We start from the raw sequence: 22,634 nt of genomic DNA, 5'->3' as shown, positions 1-22,634 counted from the left end.
CCTCAGCGGGGCAGGCGGAGGATGCGGGCGTCCCAGGGGCCCAGGACGGCGGGGTCGTGGTCGGGCAGGTGGTCGCGGTTGCTCAGCACCACCTCCGCGCCGACCGCCTCGGGCAGCAGCCCGGCCAGCTCGTGCGGGGTGGCCGACACGTTGCACACCACGAGCAGGGTCTCGTCGTCCGACGTCCGGGTGTAGGCGTAGACGTCCTGGTGGTCGGGCAGCAGCATCGCGAACGCCCCCAGCTGCACGGTCCGGTTGGCGTGCCGCAGCGCGATCAGCGCGCGGTGGTGGGCCAGCACGGAGTGCGGGTCGTCGCGCTGGGCGGCGACGTTCCACTCGACGTGGTCGGGGTTGACCGCGATCCACGGCTCGCCGGTGGTGAAGCCGGCGTGCGCGGAGGCGTCCCACTGCACCGGGGTGCGGGCGTTGTCCCGGCTGGCCGGGCGCACCGCGTCGAGCACCTCGTCGAGGTCCTGCCCGCCGGCGACGGCCTCGGCGACGTGGTTGAGCGTCTCGATGTCCCGGAAGTCGCGGACGCCGCCCCAGGTGGAGTTGGCCATGCCGATCTCCTCCCCCTGGTAGACGTAGGGCGTCCCGCGGTGGCCGTGCAGCAGGGTGGCCAGGCAGGTGGCGGAGTCGCGGCGGTACCGGGGCGAGTCGTCGCCGAAGCGGGACACCGCGCGCGGCTGGTCGTGGTTGTCCCAGTAGAGGGAGTTCCAGCCGACGTCGGCCAGCCCGGCCTGCCAGCGACCGAAGGACTCCTTGAGGTCGGTCAGCCGCAGCGGGCGGGCATCCCACTTGGAGTCGCCGTGGTCGAGGCCGACGTGCTCGAACTGGAACACCATGTCCAGCTCGGCACGGGCGGGGTCGGTCACCTCGCGGGCCTGGTCGACGGTGACGCCGGGCATCTCCCCGACGGTGATCAGGTCGGCGTCCCGGCCGGCGAAGACCTCGCGGTGCATCTCGGCGAGGAACTCGTGCAGCCGCGGCCCGAACAGCCAGCCGTCGGTGCCCTCCGGCAGGGCGGGGTCCTTGCTGATCATGTTGATGACGTCCATCCGGAAGCCGTCGACCCCGCGGTCGAGCCACCAGCGCATCATCTCGTACACCGCCGCCCGGACCTCGGGGTTCTCCCAGTTGAGGTCGGGCTGCTTGCGGCTGAACAGGTGCAGGTAGTACTGGCCGGTGGTCTCGTCGAGCTCCCAGGCGGGGCCGGAGAAGAAGGACCGCCAGCCGGTGGGCTCCGCGCCGTCGCGGGGGTCGCGCCACCAGTACCAGTCGCGCTTGGGGTTGGTCGTGCTCGACCGGCTCTCCACGAACCAGGGGTGCTCGTCGCTGGTGTGGTTGACCACCAGGTCCATCACGACCTTGATGCCCCGCTCGTGCGCCTCGGCGACCAGTGCGTCCAGGTCGGCCAGGGTGCCGAACACCGGGTCGACGTCGCGGTAGTCGCTGATGTCGTAGCCGTTGTCGTCCTGCGGCGAGCGGTAGACCGGGGACAGCCAGACGACGTCGACGCCGAGGTCGGCCAGGTGGTCCAGCTTCCCGCGGATGCCGTTGATGTCGCCGACCCCGTCGCCGTCGGAGTCGGCGAAGGAGCGGGGGTAGACCTGGTAGACGACGGCGGAGGTCCACCACGGCGGGGTCGGGGAGGTCACCGCCGCCATCCTGCCTGCCCGGCGCCGTCAGCGTTGATCAGGGAGGTTGATCGAAGTCCGTCCTGGTTCACCAGATCTCGTGCACCAGGACGGAGTTGGATCAACTCCCCCGATCAACGCTGGGGCCCGGAATCACCCCAGGACCGGGCGGCGCTCCCCGTACCGGGTGGCCTGCTCGAACGCGTGGCCCACCTCGAGCACCCGCCGGTCGGCCCGCGGCGCGGCGATGATCTGCAGGCCCACCGGCAGCCCGTCGGGGGTGAACCCGCCGGGCACGCTGAGCGCGGGGCAGCCGGTGGCGCTGATCAGCGTGCAGGAGCGCATCCAGCCCAGGTAGTCCTCGAACTCCACCCCCGCCACCGACGTCGGGTACTCCTGCTCGACGGGGAAGGGCAGCACCTGGGTGACCGGGGCCAGCAGCACGTCGTAGCGGGTGAAGAACTCGACGACGCGCTCGTACAGCTTCGTGTGCGCGACCTCGGCCCGGCCGACGTCGGCGCCGGTCAGGGACGCACCCACCGCGGCGTTCCAGCGGATCGTCTCCTTGACCAGCTCCGGCGAGCGTCGGACGGCGTCGCCGAAGGAGGCCTCGAACAGCCACGCGCGCAGGGTGCCGAACGCCTCGTCGGCGCCGGTCAGATCGGGGCAGTCCTCCTCGACGACGGCCCCGAGGTCGCTGAACACCTGCAGCTGTGCGGTCAGCACCTCGGTGATCGCCGGGTCGACCGGAACCCGGCCGCCGAGGTCCGGCGTCCAGGCGATGCGCAGCCCGGTCAGCTCGGTGGGCAGCGGCGCGGCGAACGCCGACCCCGGGTCCGACAGCGAGATGGGCACCCGCGGGTCGGGTCCGGCCAGCACGGACAGGCCGAGGGCGACGTCGGAGACGGTGCGCGCCATCGGGCCCTGCACCGACAGCTGCGACCAGCCGATCGACGTGGGGTGCGAGGGCACCCGGCCGGGGGTGGGCCGCAGCCCGACGACGTTGCAGAACGCGGCCGGGTTGCGCAGCGAGCCGCCCATGTCGCTGCCCTCGGCCAGCGGCACGAAGCCGGCGGCCAGCGCGGCGGCGGCCCCGCCCGAGGACCCACCGGCGGACAGGCCGTGCCGGTAGGGGTTGTGCGTGGCACCGAAGAGGGTGTTGAAGGTGTGCGAGCCGGCGGCGAACTCCGGGACGTTGGTCTTGCCGACCCGGACCGCCCCGGCCTCGCGCAGCCGGGCGACGACGAGCTCGTCGCGGGCGGGCACGGTGTCGCGGTGCAGCGGCGAGCCCCAGGTGGTCCGCATGCCGCCGGTCTGGTGGGTGTCCTTGTGCGCGACCGGGACGCCGTGCAGCGGGCCGACCACCTCGCCGCGGGCCAGCCGGGCGTCGGCCTCGTCGGCGGCGGCCCGGGCGGCGTCGTCGTCCCGGGTGACGATCGCGTTGACACCGCCGTCGAACCGGTCGATCCGGGCCAGGTGCGCCTCGAGCAGCTCGCGGGCGCTGACCTCCCGGCGGCGGACGAGGTCGGCCAGCTCGGTGGCGGGGCGGGTGCACAGCTCGTCGGTCACCCGGGGACCGTAGCGCGAGAAGTACCTCAGCGGTGAGGCATCTCCGGGGGTCAGACTGATCCGATGACCGTGCGCCCCGCGACCCCGGACGACGTCCCCGCGATCACCGCCGTCTACGGCCACCACGTCGAGCACACCGTGGCCACCTTCGACCTGGACCGCCCCACCGAGGCCGAGCGCGCCGCATGGCTGGCCGCCCACCCCGGCGGCCGGCACCGGGTGCTGGTGGCCGAGCGGGACGGCGCGGTGGTCGGCTTCGCCGCCAGCGGCCCGTTCCGCCCCCGCCCGGCCTACGACGCCACGGTGGAGACCAGCGTCTACCTCGCCCCCGACGCCACCGGGCAGGGCCTGGGCCGGGCCCTCTACGCGAGGCTCCTCGAGGCGCTGGCCGGCGAGGACGTGCACCGGGTCCTCGCGGTCGTCGCGCAGCCCAACCCGGTGTCCGAGGCGCTGCACCGGTCCTTCGGCTTCACCCACGTGGCCACGATCAGCGAGGTGGGCCGCAAGTTCGGGCGCTGGGTCGACGTCGCGTGGTGGCAGAAGAACCTGTGACCCCGGTCCCACATGCATTGTGCGCAATGCGCATGGGTAGGCGTGGGTGGCGCTGCTCTGCGGCGCACCCCCCCCGAACCCGATCCGAGGAGACACCTGTGCCCACGACCGTGACCGCCCGGGCCACCGCCAGCGCCGGTGGCAGCTTCGAGCGCACCACCATCGAGCGCCGGGACGTCCGTCCGCACGACGTCCGCATCGAGATCGCCTACGCCGGCATCTGCCACTCCGACATCCACACCGCCCGCGACGAGTGGGGTGCCGCCAACTACCCGCTGGTGCCCGGCCACGAGATCGCCGGCACCGTCGCCGAGGTCGGCTCCGAGGTGACCAAGTACAAGGTGGGCGACCGGGTCGGCGTCGGCTGCTTCGTCGACTCCTGCCGCGAGTGCGAGAACTGCAAGGTCGGCGAGGAGCAGTACTGCCTCAAGGGCGAGACCGGCACCTACGGCGGCATGCAGGACGGCAAGCCCACCGACGGCGGCTACTCCGAGCAGATCGTCGTGGACGAGAACTACGTGCTCGGCATCCCCGAGGGCATCGAGCTCGACGCGGCCGCACCGCTGCTGTGCGCCGGCATCACGCTGTACTCCCCGCTCAAGCACTGGGGTGCCGGCCCGGGCAAGAAGGTCGCCATCGTCGGCCTCGGCGGGCTCGGCCACATGGGCGTGAAGATCGCCGCCGCCCTGGGCGCCGAGGTCACCGTGCTGTCGCAGTCGCTGAAGAAGCAGGAGGACGGCCTGCGCCTGGGTGCCCAGCACTACTACGCCACCAGCGACCCGGAGACCTTCGAGCAGCTGGCCGGCCAGTTCGACCTGATCGTCAACACCGTCTCGGCCACCCTCGACCTGGACGCCTACCTGGGCCTGCTGCGGGTCAACGGGACGCTGGTCGAGGTCGGCGCCCCCGAGGAGCCGATGAAGGAGGCCGCGTTCTCCCTCATCCAGAACCGGCGCTCGCTGGCCGGGTCGAAGATCGGCGGCATCCGCGAGACCCAGGAGATGCTGGACTTCTGCGCCGAGCACGGCCTGGGGGCCGAGATCGAGGTCATCGGCGGCGACCAGATCGACGAGGCCTACGAGCGGGTCGTCGCCTCCGACGTCCGCTACCGCTTCGTGATCGACATCGCCAAGCTCTGACGGACCCCCGCGTGCCCCCGACCCGACCGGGTCGGGGGCACGCGTGCGTCAGGAGACGGTGAACTCGCCGAGGTCGTCCCAGTGCTCGCCCGGGATCTGCATGTTGCGGACCTTCGGCGTGCGCACGAGGTACTGCGGCAGCTCCGCCTGGGCCTTCTTGAAGTGGTCGGCGGTCACGTGCGCCTCGGCGGCGTCGTCCTGGAAGCCCTCGATGACGATGTACTCGTTGGGGTCCTCGACGTTGCGGGCCCACTCGAAGAACAGGTTGCCGGGCTCGGCACGGGTGGCCTCGGTGAACTCCCGCGAGATCTCGGGCCACTGGTCGGCGTGCTCGGGCTTCACCGGGAATCGGACGCAGATGAAGATCATGCCGCCAGTCTGGCCCGAGCCCGCCCGGTCCGCGCCCGGGCAGCTGTCTCGATCTGCGACAGCTCAGGCCGGGACGACGAGGGTCAGCGCCGTGCCGCCGCGGGCCCGTTCCACGTGGAACCCGCCGCGCCGCAGCAGCGCCACCAGCGCCGTGGCGTCACCGGGCTCGGCGCGGCTGGTGACCAGCAGCCGGGCGACCCGGCCCTTGTGCGCCTTGTTGAAGTGGCTGATGACCGCGCGCGACCCGTCGGCGCGCTCGCTGACCACGTCGACCGTCACCGCGCCCGGCACCGGGGCCAGCGCCTGGTAGCTGCCCGACCGCAGGTCGACGACGAGCCCCCCCGTCGCGGCGAGCACGGGCGCGAGCACCGGCTTCCACACCGCCCGCAGGTTGGGGAGGCCAGGCAGGTGGGAGTGGGCCGACAGCCGGTAGGCCGGGATCGGGTCCCCGGCCCGGACGACGCCGAACAGCGCCGACCCCACCGCCAGCCGCGCGTCCGCCTTCGCCCGCTGCACCTTCGTGAGCGTGCCGACGTCGAGGGCGTCGTAGAGCACCCCGGTGTAGCGCTGCACCGCCGGCATCGTGGGCGCGGTCCGCAGTGCGGCGTTGCGCTCGACCTCGTCGTCCTGCGTCGGCGAGAGCCCGAGCGCCGTGCGGGACGCCGGCACGTCGTCGGCCAGCGCGACCAACGCGTCGACCAGCTGCGACCGCGTGGCGGTCAGCTCGTCGGCGGCGGTCAGCGCGGCGAGGTCCAGCGGCGCGCCCGACCCTCCGGCGTGCTTGGTCTCCGAGGGCGGCAGCAGGACGAGCACGGGGAGCCAGGTTACGGCTGCCCCGGCACCCCCAGCAGGGCGCGGGTGACCTCCTGCGTGCTGTCGAGCAGGTCGTCCAGCGCGCGGCGCAGGTGCTCCCCCGTCACCGTGCCGTCGGTGGCCCCGGCCAGCAGCGACTCCAGCACCGCCCGGCGCACCAGCTCCTTGATGAACGACGCCGTGACGCCCGCGGTGGCGCCGACGACGTGCTCGACGTCGTCCGGACCGACGGCCAGACCGCTCCCCCGCCCGTAGACCTCCAGCAGCCGGCGCCGGGCGTCGGCGTCGGGCAGGCCGATCTCCACCGCGACGTCCACCCGGCCCGGCCGGGCGGCCAGCGCGTGCTCCAGCGCCTCGGCCCGGTTGGTGGTCAGCACGAACAGCAGGTCGGCGTCGCTTGCCGCGCCGTCCATGGCGTCCAGCAGCTCGAACAGCACCGGCTGCGGCCCGTGGGAGTGGCCGCGGTCCTCGGCCACCAGGTCGACGTCCTCCAGGACGACGACGGCGGGCTCCAGGTCGCGGGCCAACTGGGTCACCTCGCCCACCAGGTGCAGCGACCGGCCCGAGAGCAGCAGCACGGTGGCGCCGGGGACGTGCTGCACCACGTACCGGGTGGTGTGCGTCTTGCCGGTGCCGGGCGGGCCGAACAGCAGCAGGCCGCGCTTGAGGTGCTGGCCGGCCGCGCGCAGCGCGTCCCGCTGCTCGGCGATGCCGATGCTGTGCCGCTCGACCCGGGCGAGCACCTCCTCGGGCAGGACGACGTCGGCCCGCTCGGTGCGCGGCAGCACCGGGAACAGGACGTCGACGCCGCTGTTGCTCTGCCGCAGCTCGAGCACCTGGCCGCGGTAGACGTTGTGCCGGGCGCGGAGGGCGTCCAGCTCGGCGAGGACCTCCTGCGCCTGCGCGCCGGGGAGACCGGCCACCTCGACGGTCAGCGTGGGCTGCTGGTGCCGCTCGGGGCCACGGACCAGCAGCACGGAGGCGCCGCGGTCGTCGCGGACCAGCAGCAGCGCCGTCCGCCAGACCGCCGTCGTCCGGCCCGGGCCCGAGGGCAGGTCGGCCAGCGGCGGGGCGGTGCGGCGCAGCCGGGGCAGGCCCTCGCCGGACAGCAGCTGGGCCAGCTCGGGGTGCATGTGGTGCGGCGGCACCGAGTAGCCGACCACCTGCACGTCGCGGTCGGCCACCCACCGCTCCAGCGCGATCTGCAGGTTGACCTGCTCGAAGGGGGCCAGCTCCCGGGCCACCACCGGCAGGTCGGCGGCGTCGGCACCCAGGTGCTCGCGCAGGGCGCTGGTGACCGGGCCGTCGGCCTGCCCGTCGCCGGCCTCGTGGGCCCAGCTCATGAACCGGGAGAACTGGCGGGCGAACTCGGCGGGCTCCACCCGGCGCACATTACTGAACGGTCATGTCCAGTAGAGGAAGCGAGCGCCCGGCAGCCTCTGGTCGACCGCGTCGGTGAACCAGCCGCGCAGCTCCGCCATCACGGGCTTCGGGTAGACGTGCTTGACCGCGCCGAACTTGCCGCGCTTCTGCGCCCGCAGGTCCTCGTCCATCTCCAGCTTGGTGCGCGGGTACCAGTCCAGCAGCGTGGCCTTGCTGCCCGGCGTGAACCGGTGCGTGATGCACTCGACCGTCAGGTCGGCCCCGGCGGGCAGCACGGCGGCCACGGAGTCCAGCAGCTCGCCGTACTCGGTGCGCCAGTCCTCCACCGGCATGATCGGCGCGATCGTCAGCCCGACCGGGTAGCCGGCCTCGGCCACCCGGCCCAGCGCGGCCACCCGGGCGGGCACCGGCGAGGTCGCGCCCTCGAACCGCCGGCCGACGGTGGCGGCGTTGACCGAGAAGCGCAGCCGGGTGCGCCCGCGGTGCGGCAGGTCCAGCAGCGGCTCGACGTCGTCGAACTTGGTGGTCGCCCGCAGCTGCACCGGCCCGGGCCAGGCGTGCGTCCCGAAGTGCGTGATGGCGGTGGCCAGCCCGCCGGTCAGGTGCTCGATGGCCAGCGGGTCGGTGTAGCAGGACGCCTCGAACGTCGTCCCCTCGTGGCCGCGCTCCGCGGTGCCCGAGGTGACCGCGCCGCGCCCGACGTAGCCGTCGAGGGAGGTGAGGACGTCGGGCAGGTCGGCGAACACCCGGGTGACCGGCGGCCCGGACAGCGACCCGGCGAGGTAGCAGTACTGGCAGTGCGCGGGGCAGCCCTCGGCCAGGTCGAACCGCCAGTCCGCGGACGGCGGGATCGGCTGCAGCTTCCGTTTCGAGGGCGCGCCCACCACCACGGCGAGGGTGTCCTTGGCGGCCATGAAGGCGGCCCGGTCGCCGTCCCCCCGCAGGTTGGGCAGCCGGTCGCCGGGCAGCACGCGGACGTCGGGGACGCCGGCGGCCTGCACGCGGTCGAGGACGGCCTGCCCGTACGGGAGGGCGGCGGCGGACGCGGTCACCAGCACGCGGGACGGGGTCCACACGCGGGTGGGGGCTGCAGTGGTCATCACCGGGGAGAACACCGGGACCCGGGGGTCCGCTTCCCCGCCGGTGCCGGTGTCAGTGCGCGCTGTAGCCGCCGTCGACGAGGTGGTAGCTGCCGCTGATGAAGGAGGCCCGGTCGCTGAGCAGGAACAGCACGAGCGCCGACACCTCGGCGTCGGTGCCCAGCCGCTGGGCGGCGTGCTCGGCCTCCAGGGCGGCCAGGGCCTCGGGCGACAGCGAGGCGCGCACCAGGGGCGTGTCGATGAAGCCGGGGCCGACGGCGTTCGTGCGGACGCCCTGGGCGGTGTACTCCAGCGCGGCGACCTTGGTGAGGCCCACCAGCGCGTGCTTGGACGCGACGTAGGCGGCGTTGTGCGCGATGCCGACCGAGCCGAGCACGGAGCCCATGTTGACGATGGCGCCGCCGCCGGAGGCGAGCATCGCGGGGATCTCGTACCGCAGGGCGTAGAAGACGCCGTCCAGGTCGACGCTCCGCACGCGGTCCCACGCGGCGACGTCGTACTCGCCGATCGGCTGCGGCGGCGCCCCGATGCCGGCGTTGTTCACCGCCAGGTGCAGGCCGCCGAAGGTGTCCACCGCCACCTGCACGGCGCGCTCGTTGTCCCCGGCGACCGACGAGTCGGCCTCGACCGCCACCGCCGTGCCGCCGGCCCGCTCGACCTCGTCGACGACGCGCTGGGCGGCCGCCAGCTGCACGTCGGTCACCACGACCCGGGCGCCCTCGGCGGCCAGCTCCTTGACCACCGCCTCACCGATGCCGCTGCCACCCCCGGTGACGATCGCGACCTTGCCTTCGAACTGCGCCATGTCCGTGCCCTCTTCCTGCATTGGTTGTTGCTTCATGCAACTGGGCGGGGTGCCATCTGCTTCCCGGTTGACGAACCGGGCCCCGACCAGGACCGTCGTGCCATGACGGTGCCGGCGGTGTCACGGATGGGTTCGTGGGTGCTCGACCGGCGCGGTCAGGGCCGGGGTGTGCGGATCACCCGGCACCCCGACCTGCACGCCATCAACCTCAGCGTGTGGCGCGAGAGCGTCTGCGTGGGCACCGTGCACCTGTCCCCCGCCGACGCCGCCGAGGTGGTGCAGGCGCTGACCACCCAGCTCGCGGAGCTGGCCGTCCCCCCGCCGCCGCCGGTGCGCCCGGTCGGCCGGGTCGACGAGCTCGAGGCCCGGATCGCCCAGCTCGAGCAGCGGCGCACCCCGCGCTGGCGGCGCGCGCTGGACCGCCTCGGCGACGTCCGGCCCTCCGGCGGGCCCGGCGGCCCGACGGGGATCGTGCGCTAGTCGGCCAGGTCCACCAGGACCGGGGCGTGGTCGGAGGCGCCCTTGCCCTTGCGCTCCTGCCGGTCGATCGACGCGCCGGTCACCCGGGCGGCCAAGGCCGGTGAGCACAGCTGGAAGTCGATCCGCATCCCCTCACGGCGTGGGAAGCGGAGCTGGGTGTAGTCCCAGTAGGTGAACTCCCCCGGCGTGTGCGGGCGCACCACGTCGGCGTAGCCGGCGTCCACCACCGCGGCGAACGCCGCCCGCTCGGGCGGGCTGACGTGCGTGGAGTGGCTGAACACCGCCATGTCCCAGACGTCGTCGTCCTGCGGGGCGATGTTCCAGTCGCCGGTCAGCGCGATCTGCGCGTCGCCGTCGGCGGCCAGCCAGCCCGCGGCCGTCGTGCGCAGCGCCGCCAGCCACTCCAGCTTGTAGGTCAGGTGCGGGTCGCCCAGCTGCCGGCCGTTGGGCACGTAGAGCGACCACATCCGGACGCCGCCGCAGGTCGCCCCGATGGCCCGGGCCTCGGGGGCGGGCTCCACGCCCTCCTTCGACGACCAGGACGGCATGCCGTCGAAGCCGACCTGCACGTCTTCGATCCCGACCCGGGACACCACGGCGACGCCGTTCCACTGCGAGTGCCCGACGTGGGCGACCTCGTAGCCGATGGCCTCGAAGGGCAGGTGCGGGAACTGGTCGTCCCGGCACTTGGTCTCCTGGATGGCCAGGACGTCGACGCCGCTGCGCTCCAGGAACGCGGTGACCCGGTCGACCCGGGTCCGGACGGAGTTCACGTTCCAGGTCGCCAGGCGCACGGGTCGACCCTAGGGACGACGCAGCCGACCCGCCGAGGCAGGGGATCCCCTGCACCACGCACAGCGGCGATCCGTGGTGGAGGGGATCCCTCGCCCCGGCAGGCGGGCGGGTGCCTCAGGCCTGGGAGAGGGGGGCGATCTCGGCGTCCTGCTTGGCCTGCAGTCGGTCGCGCATCCGCTGCCGGGACTCCACGAACTTCGTCGCCTGCGCGTCCAGGCCGGACATGAACGCGGCCAGCTCCTCGCGCGCCTTCTCCCCCTCGGGCCCGAAGCCGGTGCGCTCGAAGACCTTCCAGTGCCGCAGGATCGGCGCGACGACGTCGTCGTGGTGCAGCCGCAGGTCGTAGATCCCGGCCTTGGCGATGATCGTGGAGTTCTTCCGGAACCCGGCCATCGTGGCGCCGGGCATCTCGAAACCGATGACCTCGTCGGCGATGGCGCGCATCGTCTCGTCGGGGGCGATGTCCAGCGCCGCCGCGACGATGTTCCGGTAGAAGACCATGTGCAGGTTCTCGTCCTTGGCGATCCGGGCGAGCATCTGGTCGGCGATCGGGTCGTTGGTCGCCTTGCCGGTGTTGCGGTGGCTCACCCGGGTGGCCAGCTCCTGGAAGGACACGTAGGCCACCGCCTCGAGCGGGGTCTTGTCCCCGGAGTCGTAGCCCGAGGTCATGTAGTCCATCCGGGCGCGCTCGAGCTCGACCGGGTCGACACCGCGGGTGACCACGAGGTAGTCGCGGATGGCGATGCCGTGCCGGTTCTCCTCGGCCGTCCAGCGGCCCACCCAGGTGCCCCAGGCGCCGTCCCGGCTGAACCGGGTGGCGATCTCCCGGTGGTAGCTCGGCAGGTTGTCCTCGGTGAGCAGGTTGGTGATCATCGCCGCCTTGGCGGTGGCGTCCAGCCGGGACTGCTCGGGCGCCCAGTCCTCGCCGCCCAGGAAGGCGAAGTCGCGGCCCTGCGACCACGGCACGTAGTCGTGCGGGTGCCACTCCTGCGCCATCTTCTCGTGCCGGTTCAGGTTCTCCTCGACGACCGGCTCGAGCTCGGTCAGCAGCGCCGTCGTGGCGGGGGTCCGGGACACCGTGCACCTCCAGGGTGGGGCCGACGGGGGGGACGCTACTCGGCCCCGGGCTGTGGCACGCTGTTGCCTGATGCTTGCAACAAGGGTGCACGTGCAGCCGGCCGGACCCGACGACGTCGCCCCCGCGCGGGCGCTCATGCTGCGGGTCCTGGAGGAGGACCTCGGCTACGGGTTCCGCCCCGAGTGGCACGCCGACGTGGCCGACCCGGCCACGGCCTACCTGCGCACCCCCGGTCAGGTGCTCCTGCTCGCCCGCGACGACGACGGCGTGCTGATGGGCACCACCGCGGTGCGCACCGGCGGCCCGCGCAGCCCGCAGGCACTGGTCGAGCGCTACGCCGACCGGCCGGTCGCCCAGCTGGTGCGGGTGTGGGTGCTCGCCGAGCACCGCCGCCGCGGTGTGGCCCGCGCCCTGGTCACCGCGGCGGCGCGGTGGGCGGTCACCGAGGGCGGCTACCGCACGCTGTGCCTGCACACCGACACCGCCGTCCCCGGGGCCGAGGCGTTCTGGCGGTCGCTGCCCGTGGTGGAGGTCCTCGACGAGCGGGTGCCCGGCGAGCTGCTGCAGACGGTGCACTTCGAGCTGGACACCACGGCCCTGCTCGGGAACCCCGGGCGGCCCGCCGACGACTGAGCCCCCGTGACCGAGCTCGCGATCGACGACGTCTTCGCCCCGCTCACCCGGGACGACGTCGACCCCGTCGGCTGGCTGGCGCAGCGGCGCGAGGAGGGGCCCGTCACCCGGCTGGACCTGTTCGGCAACCCGGTCTGGCTGGTCACGCGGCACGCCGACGTGCGGGCCGTGCTCGCCGACACCGCCGCCTTCAGCAACGACTTCGCGCACCTCGCGGCGGCCGGCGGGGACGACGACGGCGACCTCGGGCTGGCCGACCCCGGCGGCCTGGGCTTCCGCGACCCGCCCGACCACACCCGGCTGCGCCGCATGCTGGCCCCGGCGTTCACCGCCCGCCGGCTGGCCGCCCTGGCCCCGGCGGTGGAGCGGGTGGTGCACGAGCGGCTGGACGCCCTCGCCGCGGCCGGGCCCGGCGCCGACCTGGTCGCCGAGTTCGCCACCCCGGTGCCGGCGATGGTGATCGGCGAGCTGCTCGGGGTGTCCCGCGCCGACCAGGAGGCCTTCGCCTCCATCGCGACCGGCCGGTTCGACCTGCTGGCCTCGGTCCTGGCCCCGCTGGACTCCGCGGCCGACGGCCTGGCCCACCTGCGCGACCTGGTCGCCCGCGAGCGCGCGCAGCCCGGCCCGGGCCTGCTCGGCGAGCTGGTGCGCACCCACGGCCACGACGTGGACGACGTCGAGCTGGCCGGCCTGGTCGACGGCCTGCTGGTCGGCGGGCACGAGACGACGGCCAGCATGCTGGCGCTGGGCACCCTGCTCCTGCTGCGCGACCCGGCGCACGCCGCCCTGGTGCGGGACGAGCCGGCTGCGGTGCCCGGCGTCGTCGAGGAGCTGCTGCGCCACCTCAGCGTCGTGCAGGTGGCCTTCCCCCGGTTCGCCCGTGCCGACGTCGAGCTCGCCGGGCAGCAGGTGGCCGCCGGGGACCTCGTGCTGTGCTCGCTGGCCGGCGCCGACCGCGACCCACGGCTGCTCGCCGACCCCGACCGGCTCGACCTGCGCCGCTCCCCCACCCAGCACGTCGCCTTCGGGCACGGCATCCACCACTGCCTGGGTGCCCCGCTGGCCCGGCTGGAGCTGCAGATCGCGTTCCCGGCGCTGCTGCGGCGCTTCCCCGGGCTGGCGGTGGACGCCGACCCCGCCGCCCTGACGTTCCGTCAGCGGTCGATCGTGTTCGGTCTGGACGCGCTGCCGGTGCGCTGGTGAGGGGTCCCGCCGACGGGTGACCCTGCTCGCCCAGGACGACCCGCCCGTCCCACCGGTGCGATCATGGGCGGATGCGGACGGCCGACGAGCGGGGGAGAGGCGTGCGGGTGAGGGCGTGACCGACCCGACCGACCCGACCGACCCGGTCGACCGCACCACCCGCATCCCCCGCCGCGACCTGCGCGCCGCACGGCCGCCGGTGCCCGGCACCCACCCCTCCGGCGCGCAGCCCCCCGGCGCGCAGTCCCCCGGTGACCGGTCCCCCGGCGACCGGCCACCGCCCGTCCCGGGGCCGACGACCGCCGGCCGGCGCCGCGCCGAGGGCGGCACCGACCCCGAGCTCGCCGCGCAGGCCCGGGCCGCCGCCGGCCTGCCCCCGATGGCCGTGGCCTCCTCCGTCCCGGGGTACCACCCCGACCCCGACGGCGAGACCGACCGCGTGCCAGAGGAGCAGGACCGGTCCGTCCGCCCCGCCCGCAGCTTCGGGCGCGCCGCTGCGCTGACCGTGCTCGGCGCCGTCGTGCCGGGCGCCGGCCTGCTCGCCGCCGGGTGGCGCCGCACCGGTGCCGTGGTCCTGGCGGTGTTCCTCCTGCTGCTCGGCGGCGCGGTCTGGCTGGCCACCGCCGGTCAGCGCACCGCCGTCCGGGCCGCGGTCGACCCCCAGGTGCTGCTCGGCGTGATGGTCGGGGTGGGCGTGCTGGCCGTGCTCTGGATCGCGGTGGTGGTCACCGGGTACCGGCTGCTGCTCCCCCGCCGCACCTCCCGCCTGCAGCAGGGCGCCGGTGCCGTGCTGGTGGCGCTGCTGGTCGCCGCGGTCGCCGTCCCCGCGGTCACCGCCGTCCGGGTGGCCGGCGCGCAGCGCGGGCTGGTCGACACCGTCTTCGCCGACGGGCAGAGCGCGACCGTGCAGGAGCCGGCCGACCCGGTCAACCCGTTCGGGGACCAGGAGCGGGTCAACGTCCTGCTGCTCGGGGGCGACGGCGGCGCGGGCCGCGACGGCGTGCGCACCGACACCGTGATCGTGGCCAGCATCGACACCGACACCGGCGACACGACGCTGTTCAGCCTGCCGCGCAACCTGGAGAACCTGCCGTTCCCGCCCGGCTCGGAGCTCGCGCAGCTGTTCCCCGACGGGTTCGAGGCCGACTCCGAGAGCGAGGGCCTGCTCAACGCGGTCTACCGCAACGGACCCGCGCTGTACCCCGACGCGCTCGGCACCCCCAGCGACAACCCGGGTGCCGACTGGCTCAAGCTGGGGGTCGGCACCGCCCTGGGCCTGCCCATCGACTACTACGTGCTGGTCAACCTGGACGGGTTCAGCCAGCTGGTCGACGCCCTCGGCGGCATCACGGTCAACGTCAACTACTACGTCCCCGTGAACGGCGACCAGGCCACCGGCACCCTGCCCGACCGCTACATCGCCCCCGGCCCGGACCAGGAGATGGACGGCACCACGGCGCTGGACTTCGCCCGCGGCCGCTTCGGCCTCACCGACTACCTGCGGATGGACCGCCAGCGCTGCGTGCTCGACGCGATCGTCGACGCGGCCGACCCGGTCACCCTGCTGACCCGCTACCAGCAGCTGGCCGCCACGACGTCGGACATCGTCTCCACCGACGTCCCCCAGTCGGTCCTCGACGACTTCGTCGACCTGGCCTTCCTGGTCAAGGACGCCGACATCCGCAGCGTCGTGTTCGACAACTCGGCGATCGACCCGGCCTACCCGGACTACGACCGCATGCGCGCGCTGGTGCAGCAGGCCCTGGGCACCGCACCCGTCCCGGCACCGACCACCTCGGCCGCGCCGACGACGTCCGCGGCCCCGACCTCGGAGGTGTCGGCGACCCCCGCGCCGGTGGCCGGGGCGGTCACCGACGTCACCGACGCCTGCGCCTACGACCCGGCCGCGGCGCGCGCGGCCCTGGAGGCCGGCGAACCCCCGTCGCGGGGCTGACGAGCGGTCAGCCGGAGATGGGCTCGCCGGCGCGGATCGCGGCGACCAGGCCGGCCACGGCGGGGTCGCCGACGACGGCGGTGTAGGCGATGACCGGGCGGTCGCCGGCGGCGGCACGGACCCGGTCGGCCAGCTTGCCGTGGGTCAGGACGACGTCGGCGTCCTCGGGCAGCGCGTCCAGCGGGCTGTGCTCGACCACGACGTCACCGAGGTGCTTGCGCAGCTGGACGCTCATCAGCACGCTGCTGGCCATGCCGGCATCGCAGGCGATGACGAGCTTGCGGACGGCGGTTCCCTCGATGGTGGGCATGGTGGAACTCAGGCTCCTCGCTGGTGGATGAACTCTCATTCTCCCCTGTCGTCGGCAGGTGTGACGCTCTTCTCAACCGTGATCGCGGTCACCCACGCGGCGGGCAGCGTTCTGGCAGGGTGCCGACATGACAGCGACGTCGTTGCACCTGAAGCCCGGCACCGAGTGGGCCGCCGTCCTCGGCCGGGCCGCGGACCGGGCACCGGAGGCCTTCGGCACCGATCGGCTGCACAACCTGGTCGACGGGTCCTGGCGGCCGATCGGCGACCCCGAGACCCTCGTCTCCCCCGTCGACGGCTCGAAGCTGACCGGGCTGCCCAAGGTGTCCGCCGGGGAGGCGCAGCACGCCGTGCTGGCTGCGGCCGCCGCGCACCGGGAGTGGGCGACCACCCCGGTCGCCGAGCGCAAGGCGCGGGTGAGCGCGGCGGTCGAGGCGATGGCCGACGCCCGCGACGACCTGGCGCTGCTGCTGGCCTGGGAGATCGGCAAGCCGTGGCGGCTGGCCTGCGCCGACGTCGACCGCGCCCTGGACGGCGTGCGCTGGTACGTCGAGGAGATCGACGGGATGCTCGGGGACCGGACGCCGCTGGACGGGCCGGTCTCCAACATCGCCAGCTGGAACTACCCGATGTCGGTGCTGGTGCACGCCGAGCTGGTGCAGCTCCTGGCCGGCAACGCCGTCGTCGCCAAGACCCCCTCCCAGGGCGGGGCGACCTGCCTGACCCTGGCGCACGCGCTGATGGCCCGCGAGGGCCTGCCGGTGACGCTGCTGTCGGGTGGTGGGGCGGAGCTGTCCAGCGTGCTGGTCCGCTCCCCCGAGGTCGGCGCGCTGGCCTTCGTCGGCGGGCGCTCCAACGGCGGCAAGGTCGCCGCCGGGCTGCTGGACACCGGCAAGCGGCACATGCTCGAGCAGGAGGGCCTCAACGCCTGGGGCATCTGGGAGTTCTCCGACTGGGACGGCCTGGCCGCGCACCTGAAGAAGGGCTTCGAGTACGGCAAGCAGCGCTGCACCGCCTACCCGCGCTACGTCGTGCAGCGCGAGCTCGTCGACCAGTTCCTGGCCACCTACCTGCCCGTGGTGCAGTCGCTGCGCTTCGGTCACCCGCTGGCCGTGGAGCACGACGACGACGAGCTGCCGGTGCTGGACTTCGGGCCGGTGATCAGCGCGGGCAAGGCCACCGAGCTGCGCGAGCGGGTGTCGGACGCCATGCACCGCGGCGCCGTGCCGCTCTGGCGCGGGTCGCTGGCCGACGGCCGGTTCATCGCCGGCCAGGACACCTCCGCCTACGTCGCGCCCGCCGCCCTGCTCTCCCCCGGCGGCGCCTCGGCGCTCATGCACTCCGAGCCGTTCGGGCCGGTCGACACCATCGTCGTGGTCGACAGCGAGGCCGAGCTGCTGGCCCAGATGAACGCCTCCAACGGCGCGCTGGTCGCCTCGCTGGCCTGCGACGACGAGGAGAAGGCGCACCGGCTGGCCCGCGAGGTGCAGGCGTTCAAGGTCGGCATCAACAAGCCCCGCTCCCGCGGCGACCGGGCCGAGCCCTTCGGCGGCCGCGGCGCCTCCTGGCTGGGCTGCTTCGTGGGCGGCGAGCTGCTGGTGCAGGCGGTCACCCAGGGCCCCGAGGGCGAGCTGCTGTACGGCAACTTCCCCGAGCACTCCCGCTACCCCGCGGCCATCTGAGAGCCGGGGGTGAGCCGGGGTCAGCGGTCGGTGCGGGGCTGCACCTCGGCGTAGCGCTCGCGCACCGACGGCGTCGGGTCGGCCTCCACGGTGCGGGTGGCCGACCCGGCCCAGCCCGGCAGCTCGCCGGTCAGCACCCACGCCGCCTGCCGGGCCGCGCCGTCGGCCACCGCCTCGCCGGGCGCGGGGACGACGACCGGCCGGCCGAGCACCGCGGGGGCGATCTGCTGCACCGCCGCCGACCGCGCTCCCCCGCCGACCAGCAGCACCCGCTCCACCGAGGCCCCCTGCGCCACCAGTGCGTCGATGCCGTCGGCCAGCCCGCACAGCAGGCCCTCGACGGCGGCCCGGGCCCAGTGCGCCGGGGTGGAGGTGCGCAGCGTCAGCCCGTGCACCGAGCCGGTGGCGCGCGGCAGGTCCGGCGTCCGCTCGCCCTCCAGGTAGGGCACCAGCACCAGCCCGTCGGCGCCGGCCGGGGCGGCGAGCGCCAGCTCGGCGAGCTCGTCCAGGGACACCCGCAGCATCGCCGCGGCGGCGTCGAGCACCCGGGCGGCGTTCAGCGTGCAGACCAGCGGCAGGTGCCGCCCGGTGGCGTCGGCGAACCCGGCCACGGTGCCCGTGGGGTCGGCGGCCGGGACGTCGGACACCGCCGTCACCACCCCCGACGTGCCGATCGAGACGACGACGTCGCCCGGGCCCGCGCCCAGCCCGAGGGCGGCGGCCGCGTTGTCCCCGGCGCCGGGGCCGAGGACGACCTGCCCGTGCCGGCCGACCACCTCGGCCGGCCCGGCCACCCGCGGGACGGCGGGGGAGCGGCCGCGCAGCGCCAGCTCCAGCAGGTCGCGGCGGTACTCCCCGGTGCGGGCCGACCAGTAGGCCGTGCCGCTGGCGTCGGACCGGTCCGTCACCAGGGTGTCCAGGCCCTGCGCGCCGGGCAACCGCCAGGTCAGCCAGTCGTGCGGCAGGCAGACCGCGGCGGTGCGGTCGGCGTTGCCGGGCTCGGCGTCGGCCAGCCAGCGCAGCTTGGCGCCGGTGAAGGAGGCGACCGGCACGACGCCCACCGCGTCGGCCCAGGCCTGCCCGCCACCCAGCTCGGCGACCAGGTCGGCGGCGGCGTCGGCGGAGCGGGTGTCGTTCCACAGCAGCGCCGGGCGGACCACCTCGCCGGCGTCGTCCAGGCAGACCATGCCGTGCTGCTGGCCGCCCACCGACAGCGCCGCGACGTCGTCCAGCCCGCCCGCGGCGGCCAGCGCCTCGGTGAGCGCGGCCTCCCAGGCGTCGGGGTGCACCTCGGTGCCCTCGGGGTGGCGCGCCCGGCCCTCGCGCACCAGCTCGCCGGAGTCGGCGTCGCGGACGACGACCTTGCAGGCCTGGGTCGAGCTGTCCACACCGGCGACGAGCGGCACGGGTCCTCCTGGGTGGTGGGGCGGGAGCGGCGCAGTTGACGGGGCGACGTGACCCAGACAATAGTGCAGGGACCGAACGAATGGGAGTGGCCGGTGCAGACGCAGGGGCAGGTGCGCAGCGCGAACCTCGCTGCCGCGCTCGCCTGCCTGCGCGACGGCGGTCCGCGCAGCCGTGCCCGGCTGGCCACCGACACCGGGCTGACCAAGGCCACGGTCTCCAGCCTGGTCACCGAGCTCGTCGAGCGCGGTCTGGTCGCCGAGGGCGCCGTGCACCGGCCCGGCTCCGTGGGCCGCCCCGGCACGCTGGTCGGGCTGGCCGGGGGCGTCTGCGGCATCGGCGTCGAGGTCAACGTGGACTACCTGGCGGTGCTCGCCCTCGACCTCGCCGGGCAGGTCCGCTGGGAGTCCCGGACGGCCCTCGACGTCCCGGGCCTGCGTCCGGTCGAGGTGCTGGCGCGCGCATCGGCGCTGGTGTCCGAGGCGCGGGCGAACCAGGCCGCGGCCGCCGTGGGGGTCACCGTCGCCGTGCCGGGCGGGGTGCAGGGCTCCGTCGTCCGCACCGCGCCCAACCTGCCCGGCTGGGTCGGGACGGACGTCGCGGCCGGCCTCGCCGGCCTCGGCCTGCCGGTCACCGTGGGCAACGACGCCGACCTGTCCGCGCTGGCCGAGGTGTCGGCCGGACCGCACGCCGGCGTGCCCGACCTGGTCTACCTGACCGGTGAGGTCGGCGTCGGCGGGGGAGTGGTGACCGGCGGGCAGCTGCTGCGCGGCAGCACCGGCCTGGGCGGCGAGGTCGGCCACCTCGCGCTCACCCCCGGCGACGCCCCCTGCGGCTGCGGCCGCCGCGGCTGCTGGGAGACCGTCGTGGGCCTGGGCGCGCTGCTGCGCGCCGCCGCCGACCCCGACGACCCGCTGCGCGACCCCGGCCGCGACCTGGAGGACCGCCTCGGTGAGGTGGTGGCCCGGGCCCGCGCCGGTGACGCCCGCACGCTGGAGGCCCTCGCCGGCATCGGCACCGGCCTGGGCGTGGGCGCCGCCGTCCTGGTGGCCCTGTTCGACCCCGCCGTCGTCGTCCTCGGCGGGTACTTCGCCGTGGTCGGCGAGTTCCTGCTCGACCCGCTGCGCGCCGCACTCGCGGCCCGGGTCGAGGACGCCGACCGGGTGGCCCTGTCCACCCTCGGCTTCACCGCAGCCGTCCGGGGTGGCGCGCACGTCGCGCTGCAGCCGGTGTTCGACAACCCGACGATCGTGCCCCTGGAGGCCTCCGCATGACCCGCACCCCCACCCCCGCCGACCGCTTCTCCTTCGGCCTGTGGACCGTCGGCTGGCAGGGCGTCGACGTGTTCGGCGGGCCCGTCCGCGAGCCGATGGACCCGGTCGAGGCCGTGCACCGCCTCGCCGAGCTCGGTGCCGCCGCCGTGACCTTCCACGACGACGACCTGGTGCCCGACGACGCCACCCGCGACGCCACCCTGGCCCGGTTCAGGGACGCCCTGACCGAGACCGGCATGGGCGTGGAGATGGCCACCACCAACCTGTTCGGCGCCGCGGTGTTCAAGGACGGCGCGTTCACCGCCAACGACCGCGACGTCCGCCGGTACGCCCTGGCCAAGGCCGCCCGCAACATCGACCTGGCTGCCGAGCTGGGCGCGACCACCTACGTGTTCTGGGGCGGTCGCGAGGGCGCCGAGTCCGGCGCGGCCAAGGACATCGGTGCGGCGCTGGAGCGCTACAAGGAGGGCCTGGACACCCTCTGCGCCTACGTCCAGGAGCAGGGCTACGACCTGCGGTTCGCCATCGAGCCCAAGCCGAACGAGCCCCGCGGGGACATCCTGCTGCCCACGATCGGCCACGCCCTCGCGCTGATCAGCGAGCTGGAGCACTCCGAGATGGTCGGGCTGAACCCCGAGGTCGGGCACGAGGAGATGGCCGGGCTGAACTTCGCCGCCGGCATCGCCCAGGCGCTGTGGCACGGCAAGCTGTTCCACGTCGACCTCAACGGCCAGCACGGCCCGCGCTTCGACCAGGACCTGCGCTTCGGCGCCGGCAACCTGCGCGGGGCGTTCTGGACCGTGGACACCCTGGAGACCCAGGGCTACGACGGCTACCTGCACTTCGACTACAAGCCGCCGCGCACCGAGGACGTCGAGGGCGTCTGGGAGTCGGCGCGGGCGTGCATGGCCAACTACCTGGTGCTCAAGGAGAAGGCCGCGGCGTTCCGGGCCGACCCCGAGGTGGCCGAGGCGCTCGAGACCGCCAAGGTCGCCGAGCTCTCCCAGCCCACCCTGGCCGCCGGCGAGACGCTGGCGACCGTGCGCGAGGAGAGCTTCGACGTCGAGGCGCTCGCGGCCCGGGGCTGCGCGTTCGAGCGGCTGGACCAGCTGGCCATGGACCACCTCCTCGGCGTCCGCTGACCGCTCGGGTGCGGGGCTCCTAGGCTGCACGCATGGCCGAGCCCCGCACCCGCCGTGGACCTGCACCAGCCCGCCGCGAACGCCTGGTGGGGCTGCTCCTGCTCGGCATCGCGGTGGTGCTGCTGTTCTCCAGCCCCACCTGGTTCACCCGGGACCAGACGGCGGTGGCGGTCGCGCAGATCGTCGTCGCGGTGCTGCTGGCGGCCATCGGCGGGTTCCTGGTGCGCCGCGCCCGCGGGTAAGCGCGGTTTACCCCTCGGTGTGACGGGCACCACCTGCGCCGACGGGGGCGACGGGCCCCCGCGGCGACGGGAGGCACGGCGTGGAGCTGGCGAAGCAGGACCTGGTGCAGCTGCTGCACGGGCAGGGCGACAACGACACCGCCGACGCCCTGGCCGCGGCCGACCTGCCGGACACGATCGACACCCAGCGCGACGCCGACGCGCTGACCGCGGTGGGCCTGGACCAGGCCACCCTGCAGGGCCACATCGCCGCCGGGGCCATCGGCGGCAACATGACGATGTGAGCGCTCAGCCCGCGTAGGGCCGCTCGCGCGCCAGTTCCTCCTTGGCCACCGAACGGATGTGCACGGCGTCGGGGCCGTCGACGATCCGCAGGGTGCGGGCGTGCGCCCAGAACTCGGCCAGCGGGGTGTCGTCGCTGACCCCGGCGCCGCCGTGCACCTGGATGGCGCGGTCGATGACGTCCAGGCACACCTTCGGTGCGGCCACCTTGATGGCGGCGATCTCGGTGCGGGCGCCCTTGGCGCCGTACCTGTCGATCAGGTCGGCAGTCTTGAGCACCAGCAGCCGGGCCTGGTCGACCTCGATGCGCGACAGCGCGATCTGCTCGCGCACGGTGCCCTGCTCGGCCAGCGGGCGGCCGAAGGCCACCCGCTCCTGCGTGCGCCGCACCATCAGCGCGAGCGCCCGCTCGGCCATGCCGATCGCCCGCATGCAGTGGTGGATGCGGCCGGGGCCCAGCCGCGCCTGGGCGATCATGAACCCGTCGCCCTCGCCGGCCAGCATGTTGCGCGCCGGCACCCGGACGTCGGTGAACCGCAGCTCGGAGTGCCCGTGCTGGTCCTGGTAGCCGAAGACGGGCAGGTGCCGGACGATCTCCAGGCCGGGGGTGTCGCGGGGGACCAGGATCATCGACTGCTGCCGGTGCGGCGGGCCGTCGGGGTCGGTCTTGCCCATGACGATGAAGACCTGGCAGCGCTCGTCGGCCGAGCCGGTGATCCACCACTTGCGGCCGTTGATGACGTAGTCGTCGCCGTCGCGCACGATCGAGGTGGAGATGTTGCGGGCGTC

Annotated in this window: 23 protein-coding genes; 11 read left to right on the top strand and 12 right to left on the bottom strand. The window is 74.6% G+C overall.

Going from position 1 to position 22,634, the window contains the following annotated elements; all coding sequences use genetic code 11:
• Nucleotides 1-2 precede the first annotated feature (2 nt).
• Nucleotides 3-1,658: a glycoside hydrolase family 13 protein gene (locus tag BLT39_RS17085; protein ID WP_242658506.1), complete on the bottom strand. Its 1,656-nt coding sequence runs from the start codon at nt 1,656-1,658 to the stop codon at nt 3-5.
• 132 nt (nt 1,659-1,790) lie between these two features.
• A complete protein-coding gene (locus tag BLT39_RS17080) occupies nt 1,791-3,206 on the bottom strand; it encodes an amidase (protein ID WP_091066441.1) in 1,416 nt (471 codons plus the stop codon).
• Between the two features lie 63 nt (nt 3,207-3,269).
• On the opposite strand from BLT39_RS17080, the gene BLT39_RS17075 reads away from it, so the two are divergent.
• Together BLT39_RS17075 and BLT39_RS17070 are read left to right on the top strand one after the other, a co-directional pair.
• Nucleotides 3,270-3,758, top strand: a complete 489-nt coding sequence (locus BLT39_RS17075) for a GNAT family N-acetyltransferase (protein WP_091066438.1) — start codon at nt 3,270-3,272, stop codon at nt 3,756-3,758.
• 98 nt (nt 3,759-3,856) lie between these two features.
• Complete coding sequence (locus BLT39_RS17070; RefSeq protein WP_278247006.1) at nt 3,857-4,897, top strand: NAD(P)-dependent alcohol dehydrogenase; 1,041 nt, start codon at nt 3,857-3,859, stop codon at nt 4,895-4,897.
• A 48-nt stretch (nt 4,898-4,945) separates the two neighbouring features.
• On the opposite strand, the gene BLT39_RS17065 is transcribed toward BLT39_RS17070, so the two are convergent.
• The 5 genes from BLT39_RS17065 to BLT39_RS17045 form a co-directional block, all read right to left on the bottom strand.
• A complete protein-coding gene (locus BLT39_RS17065) occupies nt 4,946-5,266 on the bottom strand; it encodes a putative quinol monooxygenase (RefSeq protein ID WP_091066435.1) in 321 nt (106 codons plus the stop codon).
• A gap of 63 nt (nt 5,267-5,329) precedes the next feature.
• Nucleotides 5,330-6,079, bottom strand: a complete 750-nt coding sequence (gene yaaA / locus BLT39_RS17060) for a peroxide stress protein YaaA (RefSeq protein WP_091066431.1) — start codon at nt 6,077-6,079, stop codon at nt 5,330-5,332.
• Nucleotides 6,080-6,090: 11 nt separating this feature from the next.
• A complete protein-coding gene (locus tag BLT39_RS17055; RefSeq protein ID WP_091066428.1) occupies nt 6,091-7,461 on the bottom strand; it encodes an AAA family ATPase in 1,371 nt (456 codons plus the stop codon).
• A gap of 21 nt (nt 7,462-7,482) precedes the next feature.
• The gene (locus tag BLT39_RS17050; RefSeq protein ID WP_091067277.1) at nt 7,483-8,562 is read right to left on the bottom strand and encodes an SPL family radical SAM protein; all 1,080 of its coding nucleotides are present in this window, start codon (nt 8,560-8,562) and stop codon (nt 7,483-7,485) included.
• Between the two features lie 52 nt (nt 8,563-8,614).
• Complete coding sequence (locus BLT39_RS17045; RefSeq protein WP_091066424.1) at nt 8,615-9,367, bottom strand: SDR family NAD(P)-dependent oxidoreductase; 753 nt, start codon at nt 9,365-9,367, stop codon at nt 8,615-8,617.
• Between the two features lie 126 nt (nt 9,368-9,493).
• Between BLT39_RS17045 and BLT39_RS17040 the strand changes: the two genes are divergently transcribed.
• Nucleotides 9,494-9,847, top strand: coding sequence for a hypothetical protein (locus BLT39_RS17040; protein WP_091066421.1), 354 nt, complete (start codon nt 9,494-9,496; stop codon nt 9,845-9,847).
• Here BLT39_RS17040 and BLT39_RS17035 read toward each other — a convergent pair.
• Entirely contained in the window at nt 9,844-10,641 is a 798-nt protein-coding gene (locus BLT39_RS17035) for an exodeoxyribonuclease III (RefSeq protein WP_091066417.1), read from the bottom strand. The genes BLT39_RS17040 and BLT39_RS17035 overlap by 4 nt on opposite strands.
• Before the next feature lie 115 nt (nt 10,642-10,756).
• Nucleotides 10,757-11,719 (bottom strand): acyl-ACP desaturase, encoded by a 963-nt coding sequence (locus BLT39_RS17030; RefSeq protein ID WP_242658505.1) that lies wholly within the window; start codon nt 11,717-11,719, stop codon nt 10,757-10,759.
• Nucleotides 11,720-11,789: 70 nt separating this feature from the next.
• Between BLT39_RS17030 and BLT39_RS17025 the strand changes: the two genes are divergently transcribed.
• The 3 genes from BLT39_RS17025 to BLT39_RS17015 all read left to right on the top strand — a co-directional run bounded on the left by BLT39_RS17025 (nt 11,790) and on the right by BLT39_RS17015 (nt 15,510).
• Complete coding sequence (locus BLT39_RS17025; protein WP_091067273.1) at nt 11,790-12,353, top strand: GNAT family N-acetyltransferase; 564 nt, start codon at nt 11,790-11,792, stop codon at nt 12,351-12,353.
• Nucleotides 12,354-12,359: 6 nt separating this feature from the next.
• Complete coding sequence (locus BLT39_RS17020) at nt 12,360-13,556, top strand: cytochrome P450 (RefSeq protein ID WP_242658504.1); 1,197 nt, start codon at nt 12,360-12,362, stop codon at nt 13,554-13,556.
• Between the two features lie 115 nt (nt 13,557-13,671).
• The gene (locus BLT39_RS17015; protein WP_242658503.1) at nt 13,672-15,510 is read left to right on the top strand and encodes an LCP family protein; all 1,839 of its coding nucleotides are present in this window, start codon (nt 13,672-13,674) and stop codon (nt 15,508-15,510) included.
• A gap of 7 nt (nt 15,511-15,517) precedes the next feature.
• Here BLT39_RS17015 and BLT39_RS17010 read toward each other — a convergent pair whose 3' ends face one another.
• The gene (locus tag BLT39_RS17010) at nt 15,518-15,820 is read right to left on the bottom strand and encodes a PTS lactose transporter subunit IIB (RefSeq protein ID WP_091066410.1); all 303 of its coding nucleotides are present in this window, start codon (nt 15,818-15,820) and stop codon (nt 15,518-15,520) included.
• Between the two features lie 127 nt (nt 15,821-15,947).
• Here BLT39_RS17010 and BLT39_RS17005 point away from each other — a divergent pair, with 127 nt between their 5' ends.
• Nucleotides 15,948-17,501 (top strand): aldehyde dehydrogenase family protein, encoded by a 1,554-nt coding sequence (locus BLT39_RS17005; protein WP_091066407.1) that lies wholly within the window; start codon nt 15,948-15,950, stop codon nt 17,499-17,501.
• Nucleotides 17,502-17,521: 20 nt separating this feature from the next.
• Here BLT39_RS17005 and xylB read toward each other — a convergent pair whose 3' ends face one another.
• Nucleotides 17,522-18,907: a xylulokinase gene (gene xylB, locus BLT39_RS17000; RefSeq protein ID WP_091066404.1), complete on the bottom strand. Its 1,386-nt coding sequence runs from the start codon at nt 18,905-18,907 to the stop codon at nt 17,522-17,524.
• A gap of 93 nt (nt 18,908-19,000) precedes the next feature.
• On the opposite strand from xylB, the gene BLT39_RS16995 reads away from it, so the two are divergent.
• The 4 genes from BLT39_RS16995 (at nt 19,001) to BLT39_RS16980 (ending at nt 21,847) form a co-directional block, all read left to right on the top strand.
• Nucleotides 19,001-20,179, top strand: coding sequence for an ROK family protein (locus BLT39_RS16995; RefSeq protein ID WP_242658502.1), 1,179 nt, complete (start codon nt 19,001-19,003; stop codon nt 20,177-20,179).
• Nucleotides 20,176-21,321, top strand: coding sequence for a xylose isomerase (gene xylA, locus BLT39_RS16990; protein ID WP_091066400.1), 1,146 nt, complete (start codon nt 20,176-20,178; stop codon nt 21,319-21,321). The genes BLT39_RS16995 and xylA overlap by 4 nt, the downstream gene beginning before the upstream one ends.
• Before the next feature lie 32 nt (nt 21,322-21,353).
• Nucleotides 21,354-21,563, top strand: a complete 210-nt coding sequence (locus tag BLT39_RS16985; RefSeq protein ID WP_091066396.1) for a hypothetical protein — start codon at nt 21,354-21,356, stop codon at nt 21,561-21,563.
• 80 nt (nt 21,564-21,643) lie between these two features.
• The gene (locus BLT39_RS16980; RefSeq protein ID WP_091066393.1) at nt 21,644-21,847 is read left to right on the top strand and encodes a hypothetical protein; all 204 of its coding nucleotides are present in this window, start codon (nt 21,644-21,646) and stop codon (nt 21,845-21,847) included.
• A gap of 4 nt (nt 21,848-21,851) precedes the next feature.
• Here BLT39_RS16980 and BLT39_RS16975 read toward each other — a convergent pair.
• On the bottom strand, nt 21,852-22,634 hold a 783-nt coding region (locus BLT39_RS16975; protein WP_207508095.1), incomplete at its 5' end, for an acyl-CoA dehydrogenase family protein.

The organism is Klenkia brasiliensis (assembly GCF_900100695.1).
Lineage (GTDB): Bacteria > Actinomycetota > Actinomycetes > Mycobacteriales > Geodermatophilaceae > Klenkia > Klenkia brasiliensis.
Note: the sequence above shows the minus strand (reverse complement) of the source record. Positions and strands in the feature narration are given on the sequence as shown.

Excerpts from the sequence above, each read along its gene's own strand:
- BLT39_RS17075 (WP_091066438.1), top strand. The coding sequence starts at position 3,270 with ATGACCGTGCGCCCCGCGACCCCGGACGACGTCCCCGCGATCACCGCC.
- BLT39_RS17065 (WP_091066435.1), bottom strand. The coding sequence starts at position 5,266 with ATGATCTTCATCTGCGTCCGATTCCCGGTGAAGCCCGAGCACGCCGAC.
- BLT39_RS17050 (WP_091067277.1), bottom strand. The coding sequence starts at position 8,562 with ATGACCACTGCAGCCCCCACCCGCGTGTGGACCCCGTCCCGCGTGCTG.
- BLT39_RS17045 (WP_091066424.1), bottom strand. The coding sequence starts at position 9,367 with ATGGCGCAGTTCGAAGGCAAGGTCGCGATCGTCACCGGGGGTGGCAGC.
- BLT39_RS17040 (WP_091066421.1), top strand. The coding sequence starts at position 9,494 with ATGGGTTCGTGGGTGCTCGACCGGCGCGGTCAGGGCCGGGGTGTGCGG.
- BLT39_RS17025 (WP_091067273.1), top strand. The coding sequence starts at position 11,790 with ATGCTTGCAACAAGGGTGCACGTGCAGCCGGCCGGACCCGACGACGTC.
- BLT39_RS17010 (WP_091066410.1), bottom strand. The coding sequence starts at position 15,820 with ATGCCCACCATCGAGGGAACCGCCGTCCGCAAGCTCGTCATCGCCTGC.
- BLT39_RS17005 (WP_091066407.1), top strand. The coding sequence starts at position 15,948 with ATGACAGCGACGTCGTTGCACCTGAAGCCCGGCACCGAGTGGGCCGCC.
- xylA (WP_091066400.1), top strand. The coding sequence starts at position 20,176 with ATGACCCGCACCCCCACCCCCGCCGACCGCTTCTCCTTCGGCCTGTGG.
- BLT39_RS16985 (WP_091066396.1), top strand. The coding sequence starts at position 21,354 with ATGGCCGAGCCCCGCACCCGCCGTGGACCTGCACCAGCCCGCCGCGAA.